Source organism: Trichococcus sp. ES5, from assembly GCF_900067165.1.
GTDB lineage: Bacteria > Bacillota > Bacilli > Lactobacillales > Aerococcaceae > Trichococcus > Trichococcus flocculiformis.
Genome location: NZ_FJND01000002.1, coordinates 203973 through 221337, shown reverse-complemented (window position 1 = coordinate 221337; position 17365 = coordinate 203973). Strand labels below are relative to the sequence as shown.

General features: G+C 47.0%; 21 protein-coding genes. All 21 read left to right on the top strand.

What is annotated here, in order from left to right; translation table 11 throughout:
- Positions 1-129: 129 nt before the first annotated feature.
- Entirely contained in the window at positions 130-1173 is a 1044-nt protein-coding gene (gene comGA, locus TES5_RS03280; protein ID WP_306298095.1) for a competence type IV pilus ATPase ComGA, read from the top strand.
- A complete protein-coding gene (gene comGB, locus TES5_RS03275; protein ID WP_072763671.1) occupies positions 1103-2197 on the top strand; it encodes a competence type IV pilus assembly protein ComGB in 1095 nt (364 codons plus the stop codon). Before comGA ends, comGB begins: the two co-directional genes overlap by 71 nt.
- A complete protein-coding gene (comGC, locus tag TES5_RS03270) occupies positions 2197-2517 on the top strand; it encodes a competence type IV pilus major pilin ComGC (RefSeq protein WP_068559750.1) in 321 nt (106 codons plus the stop codon). Before comGB ends, comGC begins: the two co-directional genes overlap by 1 nt.
- A 20-nt stretch (positions 2518-2537) precedes the next feature.
- Positions 2538-2981: a competence type IV pilus minor pilin ComGD gene (comGD, locus tag TES5_RS03265; RefSeq protein WP_068559748.1), complete on the top strand. Its 444-nt coding sequence runs from the start codon at positions 2538-2540 to the stop codon at positions 2979-2981.
- The gene (locus TES5_RS03260) at positions 2956-3297 is read left to right on the top strand and encodes a type II secretion system protein (protein ID WP_086988080.1); all 342 of its coding nucleotides are present in this window, start codon (positions 2956-2958) and stop codon (positions 3295-3297) included. The genes comGD and TES5_RS03260 overlap by 26 nt, the downstream gene beginning before the upstream one ends.
- Entirely contained in the window at positions 3266-3736 is a 471-nt protein-coding gene (gene comGF / locus TES5_RS03255) for a competence type IV pilus minor pilin ComGF (RefSeq protein WP_068559743.1), read from the top strand. Before TES5_RS03260 ends, comGF begins: the two co-directional genes overlap by 32 nt.
- A gap of 31 nt (positions 3737-3767) precedes the next feature.
- Positions 3768-4088 (top strand): hypothetical protein, encoded by a 321-nt coding sequence (locus TES5_RS03250; RefSeq protein ID WP_068559741.1) that lies wholly within the window; start codon positions 3768-3770, stop codon positions 4086-4088.
- Positions 4089-4342: 254 nt separating this feature from the next.
- On the top strand, positions 4343-5404 hold the full coding sequence (locus TES5_RS03245) for a M24 family metallopeptidase (protein WP_068559739.1): 1062 nt from the start codon (positions 4343-4345) through the stop codon (positions 5402-5404).
- Positions 5405-5472: 68 nt separating this feature from the next.
- Complete coding sequence (gene efp / locus TES5_RS03240) at positions 5473-6030, top strand: elongation factor P (RefSeq protein ID WP_068559737.1); 558 nt, start codon at positions 5473-5475, stop codon at positions 6028-6030.
- Between the two features lie 26 nt (positions 6031-6056).
- Positions 6057-6482 (top strand): Asp23/Gls24 family envelope stress response protein, encoded by a 426-nt coding sequence (locus TES5_RS03235; protein ID WP_068559736.1) that lies wholly within the window; start codon positions 6057-6059, stop codon positions 6480-6482.
- Positions 6479-6934: a transcription antitermination factor NusB gene (gene nusB / locus TES5_RS03230; protein ID WP_068559734.1), complete on the top strand. Its 456-nt coding sequence runs from the start codon at positions 6479-6481 to the stop codon at positions 6932-6934. Before TES5_RS03235 ends, nusB begins: the two co-directional genes overlap by 4 nt.
- 126 nt (positions 6935-7060) lie before the next feature.
- Positions 7061-7900 (top strand): bifunctional methylenetetrahydrofolate dehydrogenase/methenyltetrahydrofolate cyclohydrolase FolD, encoded by an 840-nt coding sequence (gene folD, locus TES5_RS03225; RefSeq protein ID WP_068559731.1) that lies wholly within the window; start codon positions 7061-7063, stop codon positions 7898-7900.
- 16 nt (positions 7901-7916) lie between these two features.
- Complete coding sequence (gene xseA / locus TES5_RS03220) at positions 7917-9251, top strand: exodeoxyribonuclease VII large subunit (RefSeq protein WP_068559729.1); 1335 nt, start codon at positions 7917-7919, stop codon at positions 9249-9251.
- Positions 9251-9496, top strand: coding sequence for an exodeoxyribonuclease VII small subunit (locus TES5_RS03215; protein ID WP_068559727.1), 246 nt, complete (start codon positions 9251-9253; stop codon positions 9494-9496). Before xseA ends, TES5_RS03215 begins: the two co-directional genes overlap by 1 nt.
- Positions 9497-9501: 5 nt before the next feature.
- Complete coding sequence (locus tag TES5_RS03210; RefSeq protein WP_068559726.1) at positions 9502-10395, top strand: polyprenyl synthetase family protein; 894 nt, start codon at positions 9502-9504, stop codon at positions 10393-10395.
- 12 nt (positions 10396-10407) lie between these two features.
- Entirely contained in the window at positions 10408-11250 is an 843-nt protein-coding gene (locus tag TES5_RS03205; RefSeq protein ID WP_068559723.1) for a TlyA family RNA methyltransferase, read from the top strand.
- A gap of 34 nt (positions 11251-11284) precedes the next feature.
- The gene (gene recN, locus TES5_RS03200; RefSeq protein WP_068559722.1) at positions 11285-12985 is read left to right on the top strand and encodes a DNA repair protein RecN; all 1701 of its coding nucleotides are present in this window, start codon (positions 11285-11287) and stop codon (positions 12983-12985) included.
- Positions 12986-13028: 43 nt separating this feature from the next.
- Positions 13029-13769 carry a glycerophosphodiester phosphodiesterase gene (locus TES5_RS03195; protein ID WP_068559719.1) on the top strand — a complete coding sequence of 247 codons (741 nt, stop codon included), beginning with the start codon at positions 13029-13031 and terminating at the stop codon, positions 13767-13769.
- Positions 13770-13794: 25 nt separating this feature from the next.
- The gene (gene miaA / locus TES5_RS03190; RefSeq protein WP_068559839.1) at positions 13795-14709 is read left to right on the top strand and encodes a tRNA (adenosine(37)-N6)-dimethylallyltransferase MiaA; all 915 of its coding nucleotides are present in this window, start codon (positions 13795-13797) and stop codon (positions 14707-14709) included.
- Positions 14710-14747: 38 nt separating this feature from the next.
- Positions 14748-16007: a GTPase HflX gene (hflX, locus tag TES5_RS03185; RefSeq protein WP_068559837.1), complete on the top strand. Its 1260-nt coding sequence runs from the start codon at positions 14748-14750 to the stop codon at positions 16005-16007.
- Entirely contained in the window at positions 15991-17247 is a 1257-nt protein-coding gene (locus TES5_RS03180; protein ID WP_068559717.1) for a methionine gamma-lyase family protein, read from the top strand. Before hflX ends, TES5_RS03180 begins: the two co-directional genes overlap by 17 nt.
- Positions 17248-17365 lie beyond the last annotated feature (118 nt).

The window sequence follows — 17365 nt, the reverse complement described above, 5'->3', positions numbered from 1 at the left end:
TTCGCGTGTAGGACCGCTGTTTATGCCAATATAACATATTTTTAACTAATTTTCTCGTTGGAGAAAGAGCGGAAGCCAGGATTTTGCAGAAGCTATAAGTGACGGCAAAATAGAAATGAGGTGATGAATATGGAAGAAAAAGCAGAGAGCTTGTTGGCCGATGCGATGCGACTGGGTGTTTCCGACATCCATCTGCTCCCTTACGAAGACCATTATGAACTCTTTTTCCGCGTGAGTACCGGATTATCGAAAGTAGCGGTGTATTCAATCGAAAAGGGTGAGCGGCTGATTTCTTATTTCAAATTTCTTTCGAACATGAATGTGGGTGAAAGGCGGAAACCGCAATCCGGTGCTGTCAGGTACCGGCTGAACGGCAAAAAAATTGAACTGAGGCTGTCCACCATCGCAAATTTCCGCTACCAGGAGTCGCTTGTCATCCGTCTGCTTTATGCCAATCCGGGTTTTGAACCGGGCTTGCACGCATTTTTCCCGGCCCAGGAGGCGGAGTTGCTCGAACTGTTGGACCACAAGAGCGGTCTTGTCCTGTTCTCTGGCCCTACCGGATCCGGCAAAACAACGACGATCTATCATTTACTGCGCAGGAAATATGCCGATGAACCGCTGCAGATCATTACCATGGAGGATCCGGTCGAAATTGAGGAGCCGCTGTTTCTGCAGGCTGAAGTGAATGAAGCGGCAGGTATCACATATGACCTGCTCATCCGCCAGTGCCTGCGTCATCATCCGGATATTCTCGTCATAGGCGAAATCCGGGATCAGGAAACAGCTAAAATGGTCGTAAGAAGCGCATTGACGGGGCATTTGGTGATTGCGACAATCCATGCCAAAGAGTCATTCGGGGTATTGGAAAGGCTGCGGGAATTGGCGATTTCTTCCGAACAAATAAAGCAGACGTTGCTCGCTGTCGTTTCCCAACGTTTGATCGCAAAATATTGTCCACTGTGCTCCGGTAAGTGCACCATTCACTGCGCCCATTATCATGTAAACGAAAAGTCGGCTGCTATCTATGAAATTTTGGCAGGTAAGGAACTGCAGAACCATCTGCAGAACAAGGAGGACGGAAAGCGGTTTGTCACACTGAATGATAAATTGCGAAAAGCCTATGCGTGTGGATACATTACGGAAAAAAATTACTTGGAGAATCTCGTCTGAAAAACGTTGGCTGGCAAAAGAGCAGGCTTATTTTTTGAGGCGCTTAGGTGAATTACTGAAGGAAGGTTTTTCGTTGTCGGAAGGGCTTGCCTTTCTGAAGGTGATGCAGCCGAAGCGCTCGGGCGATATCCAGCGCATGTTGGTCAAACTGGAAACAGGTATCAATCTTGCGGATGCATTGGCTGGATGCGGATTTTCGGAACAAGTCGTATCGCAGCTGCGCTTATCCTTCCTTCACGGAAAATTGACGGAAACCTTGCTGTTTTGTTCCGATTTCCTGACTGAAAAGGATAAACAACTGCATAAGCTCAGAAAAGTCTTGATCTACCCCTTGTTTTTGCTGGTGTTCGCGAACGTAATGCTGATTGCGATCAGACAGGTCCTACTGCCCAGTTTGGAGACGATGCTGGTGCCCTCGCAAGAGGGTTCCGGCTTGCTGGTCCGCATCATCCTGCTTTACCTGGAGAACCTGCCGCTCATCATACTGGGTACGCTAGCCTTAGCTGCCAGCTTAGTCCTGTTGGCAAAAAGTTATTTGAAAAAGAAATCAGCTTTCCAAAAATCTTTGCTGTTCTGCCGGATTCCGCTATTCAGCAAATGGGTACAACTCTACTATTCCTTTTTTTTCTGCCGGGAATACGCTTATTTCTTCCGCAACGGCATGCAGCTGAACCAGATCGTTTCGCTGATGCGAGGCGATGAAGGGACTGCCTGGATGAAGGACATATCCGGATTGGTGGAGGAAGGGTTGATGCAGGGCGATAGCCTGACGACAATCATCAAACGTTATCCCGTTTTCAAAGAGGAGATGGGCTGGATCATCTATCACGGCGAGCTAACCAGCCAATTGCCGATCAAATTGAGCATGTACAGCGAAGAATGTTTCCGGCTGTTGATAGCGGACATCGAACAGAAAATCGGCTGGTTGCAGCCTGTCTTGTTCCTCATGGTCGCCGTCATCGTGATGGCAATCTATCTCATATTGTTGATGCCGATGCTAAGTTCATTAGGAGGAATGTATTAATGAAATCAATAAAAAAAACACTAAAAAATAAAGAAGCCTTTACACTTATGGAAATGGTACTCGTCCTTTTCATTATTTCTGTGCTGATGCTGATGATCATCCCGAATGTGGCGAACACGAAAACTAGTGTAGAGACTAAAGGCACGGATGCTTTGGCGGTTGTGGTGCAGACACAGGCTGACATGTATGAATTGGATACAGGGACGGAAGCGGCCAGCTTTACCGTCCTTGGGGATGGTGGTTACCTAAACGATAATCAAGTGACCCAAGCAACCGCCAAGCTCACAATAGCAGGCGGTAATGTTTCCATAATCGAGTGATTTGAATGAAGGCTTGAATAATGTATAAAAGCGGATTCACATTATTGGAGAGCCTGTTGGTACTGATGATCGCCTCCATGATTTTGCTGCTGACCCCGCAAGTTGAAACCGCAACGGATGAACTCGCGTTCAATCTGTTTTTGGACGATTTCTTGACGGAACTTCACACAGCTCAGAGTTATGCGGTCATCACAGGGAATGGCGTCAATATGGATGTCCTGCGACCAATCGGCGCAACGCATTATGCTGTTTTTAAAGACGGTGCCGGATCGGACCGTTACATCAATCGGAAGTTGCTTTTGCCTGAAGGATCAAAAGTGATTCAAGGCTACACCGGATTCATCAAAGGAGGCAGCGGATATCTGCAGCCGAATACCATCATCATGGAAACGGCCCGATATCGCTATACCATCACAATCCAATTGGGGAGCGGTCGTTATGAAGTCAATAAAGCTAAACGATAGCAGTGGTTATATGCTTTTCGAAAGTCTGATCGCTTTGGCCATGGTCAGCATCTCAATCTATGTGCTGATGCCGCATTCCGTTCAATTTTTCACGACTTTAAAAGCGGCGGGAGCGGAAGTTGCCTACTGGCGGGTCGCGCAGGACCAGATGCAGGTCATCGCCAAAGGAGGAAACCCAATCGAAAGTCAGGCTTCCGGAGGTATACTGTTCACCACTACTTGGAATCCGGAAACCTCAGAACTTATAGTGAGCGGTGATGATGGGCCAGAAAGGGTGACGGTGCATGCCGACGAAATCGATGCAAAAGAACCCTGAACAATCGCAAGCCGGATTCACTTTATTGGAAGCGGCGTTTGCGCTGACTGTCAATACGTTGGTGCTCCTGCTGATAGTTGGAGGCATGGGAATAATCCGCACTGCGAATATTCAGCTGGAGCAGAGACAGGATGCGGAATGGCATCTTTTCCTGATCCAACTCGAGCATGAGTTGGAAGACGAGTTGATGGTGCAAAAGACAAGTACGACCGTCCGCACCAAATCAAAAAATCCGGCTGATACTGCTGTTTATACTTATGAGTTCCGTATCAATAAAGTGCTTCGTTACAAAAACGGAGAAGGCTATCATCCGATGCTGCTGCAAGTCAAAGCGTTGAAATACGAGGTGACCAATGAAGGGATTTCTATCCAGGCTACGCTTTCGGACGACCAGACGCGCAGAGCGCATCTCATCCTGCCGAAAGCCCCCATTAAATAGTGATCGATCACTAGGCAGGGGCGGCTCGATTTTGCCGATCACCATTTTTTACTTGTTCCTTTCACAAATGATGCTTTTCGGAATCATAAGAGTTTATGAGAATCAGCTCTATCTTTACAGATTGACGGAAAACCACTACAAAGCGCAAACTTTACTGGCGTATACAGATTACTGGCTGAAGGAACATAACAAAATATCGAGTCCGGAAAATCGGATCGTACCGGCTTCCCTGTATTTTGAAGAAGGAATCGTGCACTGCGTGGCGGATGCGAGCGGCAAAGTCACTGCCACCGTGACCCTGCAAAATGCCTACAGCGAAACGCTGGTATTGGAAATCCTGTCCCCGGAGTGATATGCAAAATAAAAGGTCATAAAGGATATATGGAGAACCAGACCTGAGATAAACAGCATAAAGAACCGCACAAGTAACCCGGAGGTACGTCGGGTTATTTGTGCGGTTCTTGGCTGTTTCATCGGATTTGGGGTCTAATACTGGTCTCAAAGCTCTTATTGACGAATTCCCCCTATCTATACGAGCACTTTTTTGATATAATTGATAGGTATGTTCATAAACAAACAGGATTTTTTTGGAAGGAAGTATGTGAAATGAGTAGAGTCTCAAAATTGCAAGATGCCATCAAAGCGAAGAAGATGGATGCAATGCTGGTGACAAGTCAATATAACTTACGTTATGTTTCCAATTTTACGGGTACGACCGGTTTGGCGGTCATCACTCAAGAGGAAGCTTTTTTTGTGACCGACTTCCGTTACACCCAACAAGCTGCTTCACAGGCACAGGGTTTTCAGATTATTCAGAATAAAGGACCAATATTCGATGAAGTGAAAAAGATCGCGGAAGAAAAAGGTCTAGCATCAATGGGATTCGAAGATGCCATCCTGTCTTTCCGAAGTGTCGAGGATTTAGAGGATCTTGTGACTTGTGACCTGATTCCTGCCTCGGGCATCATTGAAGAGTTGCGTGAAGTCAAAGACGAAGATGAAATTCGAACTATCAGCCGTGCTTGTGAAATTGCAGACGCCGGTTTCCTGTTCATCCTTGATCATATCCGTCCAGGAGTTTCGGAAATAGAAATTGCTAACCGCTTGGATTTCCACATGCGTGAATTAGGTGCGAGTGGCGTTTCATTCGAAACGATTGTCGCCAGTGGCATTCGTTCCGCTATGCCGCACGGTGTCGCCAGTCCGAAATTAATCGAAAAAGGCGACTTCGTGACGCTGGATTTTGGTTGCTATTACAATGGCTATGTTTCGGATATGACCCGCACGGTTTCAGTGGGGCAACCGCATGCAGAATTGAAGAAGATTTACGAGATTGTGCTGGCTGCCCAATTGCGCGTGAATGCAGCGGCAAAAGCTGGCATGAGCGGCATAGAAGTAGACAGTGTCGCACGCGAGTACATTACGGAACACGGGTACGGAGATGCGTTCGGCCACTCAAATGGCCACGGAATCGGTTTGGAGATTCATGAGGGGCCGAATACATCGCAAAAAGCCAGGAAAGTGCTTGTTCCGGGAAATGTCATCACAAATGAACCGGGCATCTATCTCGCTGGTATTGGCGGCGTCCGGATTGAAGATGATCTTGTGATCCGTGATAACGGCAACGAGATTTTGACGCATTCTCCAAAAGAGTTGATTATTTTATAAAAAAATAGAATCCGCATTAAAATAATGGTAAACTTAGTTCAAATGAGCTGCCACAGGAGGAATTATAAATGATTTCAGTAAATGATTTTAAGACAGGCTTGACGATCGAAATTGATGGAGGGTTATGGAAAGTTGTCGATTTCCAACACGTAAAACCAGGTAAAGGTGCGGCTTTTGTCCGTTCAAAATTGAAGAATCTTCGCACTGGAGCTGTACAGGAAAAAACTTTCCGTGCGGGTGAAAAAGTCGGAAAAGCGCACATCGCGAACCGTAAAATGCAGTTTCTTTACGAGAGTGCCGGTGCTTACGTTTTCATGGACACAGAAAACTATGAACAAATCGAATTGAACGCAGGCCAAATCGAGTACGAATTGAACTATCTGAAAGAAAACATGGAAGTCAATATCCTGATGTATGAATCAGAAACAATCGGTGTCGATCTTCCGAATACAGTAATCCTGCGCGTGGAAGAAACTGAGCCAGGAACCAAGGGCGATACAGCTTCAGGCGGTTCAAAACCGGCTAAAATGGAGACTGGATTGATGGTCAATGTACCATTCTTCGTGAATGCGGATGATATGCTTATCGTCAACACAACGGACGGCTCATACGTATCCCGCGCATAGTGTTTCCCAAGAAAGGAGAATGACAGATGATGGAAGAAACAAACATTCCTTTAGCAAACGGTCCGGCTCCGCTGGGAGAGATTGAAATTGCTCCTGAAGTGATTGAAGTAATTGCTGGTATTGCAGCGAATGAAGTAGAAGGTGTTTATGCGATGCAAGGGTCTTTCAAGACTGGCGTCAATGAACTGTTGGGTCGCACTACCCATAACAAAGGCGTACATTTGACTGTCGATGAGAATGGTTTGTCGGTTGATGTCTATTGTTACATCAAATACGGCGCTTCCGTGCCGAAAGTTGCTTTGGATATGCAAGAAAAAGTGAAAGAACAAGTCCTTTACATGAGCAATCTGGAAGTGTCGCAAGTGAACGTCCATGTGGTCGGTCTCGTTGCACCAAAATCCGAAGATAGTACTTATCTTGATTTGGATACAGAATTGGGGGAGAATGCGTGAGCAATTCCCGTTTAACAAGAAGAGAAATCCGTGAAAAGGCGCTTCAAGCTCTTTTTCAATTGAAGACAAACGAAGAATTGACCCCTGAAGAAGCCATCAAGCAAGCTTTGTTGAGTGATTCAGAAGAATGGAACAGCGAAGAGGATGTCGAAATTCAAGATTATCCTTACTTGATCACATTGGTGCATGGCGTATTGGATAATCAAGCGGCGATCGATGAAGCGATTCAACCTTATCTGAAGAACTGGACCGTGGGCAGACTGGCCAAAGCAGACGCTTTGATCATGCAGATTGCTGCTTATGAGATGCTGTTGGGAGATACGGAACAGGTACCTCAAAGGGTAGCGTTGAATGAAGCAATCGAAATTTCAAAGCTATATTGCGATGAACAATCGAGCAAATTCATCAATGGCGTATTGTCCAACCTCATTCCTAAAACGGAAAATCCTTAATGCTTCGGCTTAAGGGTTTTCTTTTTTTAGTTGATGAAATCGGATATACCAGGCCCGCTTTTCTAACTGTAATCAAAGATATTATGGTAAAATAAACGATAACACCGAGGAAAAGGAGATTGATTAATGGAAACGATTATCATGGATGGAAAAGGCTTAGCCAAAAAAATGCAGGACCAGATGAAAAAACAAGTAGCAGCATTGACAGCGGAAGGAAAAACTCCGGGGCTTTGCGTCATTTTGGTCGGCGAAGATAAGGCAAGTCAAGTCTATGTCCGCAATAAAGAGAAACAATCCGAAGCAATGGGCATGAATTCGCGTGTCGTTCGCCTTGCGGCAGACATTTCCGAAGCGGATCTGCTGGCTGAAGTTGAAAAGCAGAACCAAGACGACAGTATGCACGGTATTTTGGTGCAGTTACCATTGCCGAAACACATAGATGAGCAAAAAGTTTTGCGCGCCATCCGTTATGAGAAGGATGTGGATGGTTTCCATCCGATGAACGTCGGCAACTTCTTCCTGGGCAATGAATCAGCTTTGCCTTGCACACCGTACGGCATCATGAAGATTTTGGAAGAATACAACATCGCGCTTGAAGGAAAAAAAGCATTGGTTATCGGCCGTAGCAATATCGTCGGAAAACCAATGTCCATCATGTTGCTGAACAAAAATGCAACAGTCACGATTGCCCATTCCCGCACAAAAAATCTGAAAGAATTAGCTAAAGAAGCTGATATTCTGGTTGCGGCAATCGGCAGAGGCCATTTCGTCACTGCTGATTTCATCAAAGAGGGTGCAGTCGTCATCGATGTCGGGATGAACCGCAGCGCGGAGGGCAAGTTGATCGGCGACGTGGACACTGCTGCTGCAATGGGCATCGCAAGCCATATCACACCAGTGCCCGGCGGTGTAGGGCCGATGACCATCACGATGCTATTGCAACAAACAATCGATAAAGCAAAATAGTCAAGGAGGCACAAAGTTGGAACCTGTCTATCTCAGCGTCACCGCTTTAACCAAATACATCAAAAGAAAATTTGATGCCGATCCTTATCTCGAACGTGTCTACCTTACTGGTGAAATATCCAATTATCGTCCGCGTCCGGGCCATCAATACTTTAGCCTGAAGGATGACCATGCTGTCATCTCTGCGGTGATGTACAAAGGCAGATTCGACAAGTTAGCCTTCAAGCCCAAGGAAGGGATGAAGGTCCTGCTCATTGGACGGGTGAATGTCTACGAATCGGGCGGAACCTACAACATAATGGTCGAACATATGGAACCGGATGGCATCGGTGCTTTGTACCAAGCCTTTTCGGAACTGAAGGAAAAATTAACGCGCGAAGGGTTGTTTTCGCTACCGAAGAAAAAGCTTCCTGTCTTTCCTAAGCGGATAGCCATTGTGACCAGTCCCAGCGGTGCGGTCATCCGTGACATCATGACGACCGTCAAAAGGAGATATCCGATTGTACAACTCGTGCTTTATCCGACGATAGTCCAAGGGAAGGATTCCGCTGCCAATATCGTAAGCAATCTTAAATTGATTGAGGATAAAGGCGATTTTGATACTGTCATTGTTGCGAGGGGCGGCGGTTCCATCGAGGATCTGTGGTCCTTTAACGAGGAAGCGGTCGTTCGGCAAATAGCGGCTATGAGTGTCCCGGTCATTTCTTCTGTAGGTCATGAAACGGATACGACATTGGCTGACTTTGTTGCCGATGTCCGTGCCGCTACCCCAACAGCAGCGGCAGAATTGTCTGTGCCGGTGTTGAGCGATGTCATCCGTTATATCCATCAGATCGACAACAGGCTCTATCAGAAAATGCGGCATCTGCATACGATGCAACAACAACGATTGAATCGCGCCATGCAATCGTATATCTTCAGACAACCGGAGCGGATGTATGAAGGTTATGCCATCAAAGCCGACCAGGTGCAGCAACGACTGGCAAATCAGATGCAACAGCAGATCCATTTGCGCTCCAATGAGTCGCAACGGCTGCAATTGCGTCTTGAAAACCGCAATCCGGCAAGAGACGTTCAGCTGGCCGGCAATCGCAGACAGCAGGTCACCGATGAACTGCAAAGGGCCATGGACCGCTACTTGAAACAAAAGGAAATGCGCATGACATCGGCTATGCAATCGTTGGACTTGTTGAGCCCGTTGAAGATCATGTCGCGGGGGTACACTTATACGACAAGGGACGGGAACGTAGTCGCATCCGTCAAGGAATTGCAAAGCGGCGATAAATTGAAAGTGAATTTTTCGGACGGTTACGCCGAAGCGGAAGTAAAACAAGTGGTGGAGGAAAAATGATGAAGGCCGAAAAAAAAGTAAGTTTTGAAGAAGCGATGAACCAATTAGAAGCTATTGTAACAAGACTGGAAGCAGGGGATGTCCCCTTGGAAGAGGCATTGGAGCAATTCAAGGTCGGGATGGATCTCAGCAAATATTGCCAAGACACTTTGAACAATGCTGAAAAAACGTTGACAAAAATCGTTAATCCGGACGGTTCGGAAGCGAATTTTGAAGCGCCGGCAACCCAAACCGAAGGAGAATGACAGGCATGAATCTTAGTGAATTTCAATCGGAATGGATGCCTCGATTCGATGCTTTCCTCTACTCGGAATTGGATGCACGTGTGCCTTCGCAAGAAAATCTGCACAAAGCGATGGCGTATTCTTTAATGGGGGGCGGAAAAAGAATTCGCCCTCTTTTAGTGTTGGCGACGCTTTGGTTGGCCGACGGTGAGATTGCGGATGGCTTCGCAGCCGCAGCCGCTTTGGAATATATCCATACGTATTCCTTGATCCATGATGATCTGCCGGCCATGGATGATGATGATTACAGACGGGGGCGCTTGACTTCCCATAAAGTATTCGGAGAATCCACCGCAATCCTTGCAGGTGATGCGTTGTTGACGGCGGCATTTGAAATCCTTGCACAATCCTCTGACATTCCGGCGGAAAAAAGAATCAAACTGATCGACTTGTTGGCGAAAGCCTCGGGTCCGAACGGCATGATCGCCGGCCAGATGGATGATGTTGATGGTGAAAAGAAGGCACTGACAATAGAAGAGTTGAAGCAAGTCCACGATAAAAAGACCGGCGCATTGATAAGGTACGCTGTCACGGCGGGATGCCTCATCGCGGATGCGGATGAACTGTTCATAACCGAGATGGAAAGATACTCCAGACACTTAGGTTTGGCATACCAAATCCACAACGATCTGAAGGATGTCGTGTTGGATGAGGCCGAGACAGGCAAAACCATCCATCATGATGCCGCATTGAACAAAAATACATACCCATCCTTATTGGGTATCGCCGGAGCCATTCAAGAACTGAACGACGTCATTCGCCAAGCGGAAGACTGTTTGAATCGAGTGGTACTATCCAATGGCGATACGGAGAACAAAATAGATGTATTCCGCCAAATATTGGATTATGTCAGAATATAACGGGAGATTATCATGGAAAAAGAAAGATTGGATTTACTTGTAGTACAACAGGGCTTGACAGATTCCCGTGAAAAAGCCAAAAGATTGATCATGGCCGGGCAAATCTATGACGAAAACAACCAGCGCTACGACAAACCGGGCGAAAAAATTTCCGTCGAGAAAACGCTCCACATAAAAGGAGAAACATTGAAATACGTGAGCCGTGGCGGATTGAAACTTGAAAAAGCCATCGCTTTATTCCAAGTGAACCCTAAGGACAAAATCTTTTTGGATATCGGCAGTTCAACGGGCGGTTTTACGGATGTCGCGCTCCAAAATGGAGCGAAATTATGCTACGCACTGGATGTCGGCTACAACCAATTGGATTGGAAGTTGCGCCAGGATGAGCGCGTCGAGGTGATGGAACGGGTGAATTTCCGTTACAGCAAGCTTGAGGATTTTGAAAAAGGAAGGCCCGAGATGGCTTCCATCGATGTATCCTTCATTTCGTTGAAACTGATTTTGCCTGTCCTGAAGGAAATCATCGCTGTCGGCGGAGACGTCGTTGCGCTGATCAAACCGCAATTCGAAGCTGGAAGAGGGAAAATCGGCAAAAAAGGCATCGTCAGTGATCCGGCAGTCCATAATGAAGTGTTGCGGGACATCTTGGATTTCGCTTCGCTGACCGGGTTTGATGTGAAAAATCTGAGCTTTTCGCCCATCACAGGTGGGACCGGAAACATCGAATTTTTGGTCCATTTAGAGGCTAATGATCATGCGCCGGGAATCATTTCTCCGGAAATAGACAGCCAGCAAGTCGTCAAAGAGGCTTACCTGCAGCTTAAGAGCAAATCAATCTCGATTTCCGATAAATAGGTGACTAAGGAACCATTGCGAAGGGGAATACGGAATGTTACAAGAGTTGTCCATTAAAAATTTTGCAATAATTGAAAATCTTCAAGTGAGTTTCGACGAGGGTATGACCGTGCTGACTGGGGAAACCGGCGCAGGGAAATCCATCATCATCGATGCCGTAGGTCTGTTGGCAGGCGGAAGAGGATCCAACGATTTGATTCGATACGGCGAAAACAAGACGGTCATCCAAGGGCTTTTCAGTATTCCCGAAAACGCCAAGACAGTTTCCGTGTTGGAGTCATACGGAATCGAAGCAGACGGGAACCAAGTTTTGCTGCAGCGGGAACTTTCCCGAAACGGCAAAAACATTTCCCGCGTCAACGGGACAATCGTGACAGTTGCGACTCTGCGTGAAGTAGGCGAAACGCTGATCGATATCCACGGGCAGAACGAGCATCAAGAATTGATGGATCCGCAAAAACATATCGACCTGCTGGATCAGTTTGCCGGGAATGAACTGAGAGAAGTCAAAACGACCTATCTCAATACTTATGCCAAATATGTGGATACACGCAAGCAACTGATCAAACTGAAGACGGACGAGAAAGAAACGGTCCAAAGAATCGACTTGTTGACTTTCCAAATCCAGGAAATCGAACAAGCGCAGTTGAAAGATGCTGCAGAGGATGAAAAATTGGAAGAGGAGCGGAACCTGCTCGTCAACTACCAAAAAGTCATGCAGGCTTTAACGAGTGCGTACGATTCAATGCAGAACAGTGAAGAGAACGGCATCGACAAAATCGGTCTCGGCATGGCGGCGCTGGAAAAAGTGCAGGACATCAATCCAGTCTACCAGGCAATTGCATCCTCGGTCTCGGCAGCGTATTACCAACTGCAGGAATGCGCAGGTGACATCCTGTCGGAGATCGAGCAATTGTCCTACGATGAAGGGCGCTTGAACGAAATCGAGAACCGATTGGAATTGATCCGCCAGTTGAAGCGGAAATACGGAAACACAATCAATGAAGTGCTGGGGCATTACGAAAAAATTTCCCAAGAGCTGGATCTGATCGAAAACCGGGAAAGCTACCTTGAGAAACTCAATGTGGACTACAACAAAGCAAAAGAAGAGATCTTGGCTGTCGGCAGACAATTGACCACTATCCGGAAGAAAGCTGCAACCGTTCTGGAAGAACAGATCCAACTGCAGCTGAAGGAATTGTACATGGACAAGGTCCTTTTCAAGACGGTGTTCCATGAACAACCAGGAAAGGTTCAAATCACTGATAACGGCTTGGATCAGGTGGAATTCTATATTGCGACGAATGTCGGCGAACCTTTAAAAGCATTGGCGAAGGTTGCCAGCGGTGGCGAACTTTCAAGGATGATGTTGGCGATGAAAGCCATTTTCACCAAAACCCAAGGCATCACCAGCATCATCTTTGATGAAGTGGATACGGGTGTCTCGGGCAGGGTAGCGCAGGCGATAGCCAATAAGATCCACTTGGTGGCCGGTTACTCACAAGTGCTTTGCATCACGCATCTTCCGCAAGTGGCGGCGATGGCGGATCAGCACATTTATATAGAAAAGGAAATCATTGCCGATCGGACAAAGACGCATGTCAAGTCGCTGTTCGGTGCTGAACGCATCAACGAAGTGGCGCGGATGTTGGCAGGTACCGATATCACGGAACTTTCGCTGGCTCATGCGAAAGAATTGCTTGAGTTGGCCGATACCGAAAAAAACAAAGCGTAACAGAAGAACTGCGCAGTAGAACAGACCGGAAGGATTGAAGAGATTGGCATACACTAAAATCATCGCGCATAGAGGCAGCCGCGGAAACCGGCCAGAAAATACACTGGAGGCTTTTCAGGAAGCTCTGAAAGTTTCCAGCGACGGTATCGAACTGGACGTCCATTTAAGCAGGGATGGTCAGGTAGTGGTCATCCATGACGAGACCGTGGACCGCACGACATCCGGAAAAGGCTATGTCAAAGAGATGACGCTGAAGCAATTGAAGGAACTGGATGCCGGCAGTTGGTTCGATCCGAAATACAGCAACGCCCGTATCCCGACGCTCCAGGAGGTGTTGACCCTTTTGGCCGAGAATCACTTTACAGGCGTCCTTAATGTTGAATTGAAGACGGATGTGTTTCAATATTCCGCAATCGAAGAAAAGGTGCTTGCTTTGGCAGAGCCTTATCTTGCCCAATTTTCGGTCATCTACTCCAGTTTCCATTACGAAACCTTGAAAAAAATCAAGGAGTTGCGCCAAGACTCGAAAATTGCCCTGCTTTTCAGTAAGAAAGGCAAGCAACGACTGGATCTAGGTGAAGGAATTGCTGTGGAAGGTTGGCATCCGAAATTCTCGATTCTGCGCAGTCTGCCCCCTTTCGAACAATCAAAGATTCCGCTACGCGTTTGGACGGTGAATCGAAAGGTCGAAATGCAGGTTTGTCTGCGCAAAAATATCGATTCGATGATCACGGATTATCCGGAACGCGCACTGCAGATGAGAAAGGTGATTCAGGGTGTCTGAAACAAAGAAAAATTTAGAGAAAATCATGGTCATTGTCGGACCGACAGCAGTGGGGAAAACCGCACTGAGCATCCGACTGGCAAAAAAATATAACGGTGAAATCATCAATGGCGATTCCATGCAAGTGTACGCAGGGTTGGACATCGGTACGGCTAAAGTGACCGAGGAAGAGGCTGAAGGCATCCCGCACCATCTTTTGGATATCATTCCAGTGGAGCAGGATTACACGGCGTCCGATTTCAAAAGGGACGCCAGACAAGCAATCGAGTCGATCCTGGCCAGAGGCAAGCTACCGATCGTTGTCGGAGGTTCGGGACTTTATATAGAAGGACTATTGTTTGATATGCAGTTTGGCGGGGTGGCTGCCGAAAATCCTGACTACCGGAAACAACTGGAGGCTGAGTTGGAGCGGACTGATGCCATGTGCATATGGAAACAATTGCAGGCGAAGGATCCCAAAGCAGCTGAACAGATCCATCCGAACAACAGCAGAAGGGTGATCCGCGCTTTGGAAGTGATCCACTTCAGCGGAAAGCGTTTCTCGGATCAGGCAGATCGGGAGACAGCTCCACATTATGACGCCTTGCTGATTGGGCTTGACACCGATCGCGGTATCCTTTACGATCGCATCAACAGACGGGTGGATCTGATGACTGATAAGGGTCTGGTTGAAGAAGCTAAAGCTCTTTTTGACAGGAAACTGCCCGTCAAGACGCAAGCGACAAGAGGCATCGGCTACAAAGAATGGTTCGGTTATTTCAATGGTGAAATCACATATGAAGAAGCCACAGAAATGCTGAAGCAAAATTCCAGACGCTATGCCAAACGGCAGTTGACCTGGTTTCGAAACAGAATGAGCGGCATCCATTGGTTTGATTTGGTTCGGAACAGCCATGATATGCAGAAAATCGAAGATTTAGTCGAGGCGTTCTTAGCCTGATGGATGATAAAGAACGTATAAAGAAAGTTGGAAATTCTATGGAAAATACGAAAGAAAAAGTAATTTTGGTTAACGTTCAGACGAATCAAACAGATGAAGCCTTTGAATATGAGCTGAGAGAACTGGCTGAATTGACCGAAACCGCATTAGGGGAAGTTGTCGGCGTATTGACCCAAAAGAGGGAACGTAAGGATTCGCGCACTGTCATCGGCAAAGGGAAAGTGGAAGAGCTAGTGAATTTGTGTGCAGAATTAGAAGCAGATACCGTCATTTTCCAACAGGAGCTTTCTTCCAAGCAAGTGCGCAACATCCAAGAAACTGTCGATTGCAAAGTCATCGATCGTGTTCAACTGATATTGGATATCTTTGCAATGCGCGCACGCAGTAAAGAAGGGAAACTTCAGGTAGCCTTGGCGCAGTTGAGTTATCTGTTGCCGCGTTTGATGGGTCAAGGCGTTAATTTATCCCGTCTAGGCGGTGGAATAGGAACAAGAGGACCGGGTGAGACAAAACTCGAGACCGACCGTAGACATATACACAGTCAGATGCAGGAAATCAAAAAGACATTGGAAGAAACAGAACTTCACCGTCAAAGGGCAAGAGAAAAGCGCCATGCCAGCGAAGTTTTCCAAATCGGCTTGATTGGTTACACGAATGCAGGCAAATCGACGGTCATTAACCGCTTGACTGATGCAGCAACGTTGGAAGAAGATAAATTGTTTGCAACGCTGGATCCTTTGACAAGGAAGCTGACATTGCCTAATCAATTCCAGGCAACTATAACCGACACTGTAGGTTTTATCCAGGACCTTCCGACACAGTTGATCCATGCTTTCCATTCAACGTTGGAGGAGAGCCGCAATATGGATGTATTTTTGCATGTAGTGGATGCTTCGACTTCCTTCATCGATCAGCATGAGAAGACCGTCTTGGCATTGTTGAAGGATTTGGACATGGATAAGACACCTATGTTGACGATCTACAACAAACGGGATCTTGCAAGCCCGGATTTCCAGCCGAGACTCTTCCCGAACATCGTAATTTCTGCCCTTGAAGATGACGACATCAACCGATTGAAGGACTTCATCTGGGATGAAATCGCCAAAATGTTGGTTCCGTATACAAAGGACATTGATGCAAGCGGCCCTGAAGCCCGGACGATGAATAAGATGCAGCAAGAGACCTTTGTGGAATCCATTGAGTACATAGAGGAAACAAACGCATATCGCTTAAGAGGATATGCTAAAACGAATTCAAAGTGGTTAGGAGACAAAGTAACTGATGCAAGTGACGAATAAAGAAGAACTACTGGCGGATCTGGTCGTTAAAGTGGACAACAAAATCCAGCCCGTGTTTAAAGAAATACAGGAGAAGGCTTTATTTAATCAAGGCAAGGTGCTTGAGGCTTTCCGGAAGCACCGCGTCAGCGATTACCATTTTAATCCTAGCACAGGCTATGGCTATGATGACGACGGCCGCGATACGCTCGAGAAAGTCTATGCAGAGATTTTTCAGGCTGAAGCCGCTTTGGTCAGGCCGCAAATCATTTCCGGAACACACGCTATTTCGACTGCGCTCTTCGGAGTCTTGCGTCCCGGCGATGAATTGATCTACGTAACCGGAACGCCATACGATACGTTGTTGGACATCGTTGGTTTGACCGGAAACGGAATCGGCTCCCTAAAAGAGTTCAACATCGCTTATCAGCATATCGATCTGCTTGCGGACGGCAAAGTGGATATTCCGAGTGTTCTTAGAAAAATCAGTACAAAAACAAAAATAATCGCGATACAACGCTCACGTGGCTATGCAGCCAGACCTTCCTTTACAATAAACGAAATTAAGGAGATGATTGCGGCAATCCGACCGCACGTTGGTCCGGAAGTTGTCTTTTTTGTCGACAACTGTTATGGCGAGTTCGTCGAAACACTTGAGCCGATTGAAGTCGGAGCGGATCTGATTGCCGGTTCCCTCATCAAAAACCCGGGCGGCGGCATCGTGAAGATGGGTGGTTACCTCGCTGGCAGAGAGGACCTGATTGAACGGTGTGCATACCGACTGACAACTCCCGGTATCGGTCGTGAAGCAGGCGCCTCACTCTACAGCCTTTTGGAGATGTATCAAGGCTTATTTTTGGCGCCCCATGTTGTCGGCGAAGCGGTGAAAGGTGCTGTCTATACAGCAGGATTATTGGAGGAGTGCAACGTACCGTCTACCCCTGCTTGGGACAGCCCCCGCACTGATTTGATCCAGATGGTCGCATTACCGAGCAAGGAAGCGATGATTGCTTTTGCCCAGACGATCCAGAAATATTCGCCGGTTAACGCAGCAGTCAAACCGATTCCGGCCTATATGCCCGGTTATGAAGATGATGTCATCATGGCTGCCGGAACCTTCATTCAGGGCGCAAGCCTGGAATTGACGGCAGACGGGCCGATCAGACCGCCTTATCTCTTGTATGTGCAAGGCGGACTGACCTACGAGCATGTCAAATTGGCAGTCACTGCAGCCGTGAAGGATACGTTCTTCGCAGAATGATTTGTGATTTCAGGTTGAGTCAAATCTGTACTCAGCCTGAAAATCACTTTTTTTTTTTACATAAGGAGCTCACCTGCAGGAAAACCTCGAAACCTTCCTACGAAATAGTATTGACTTT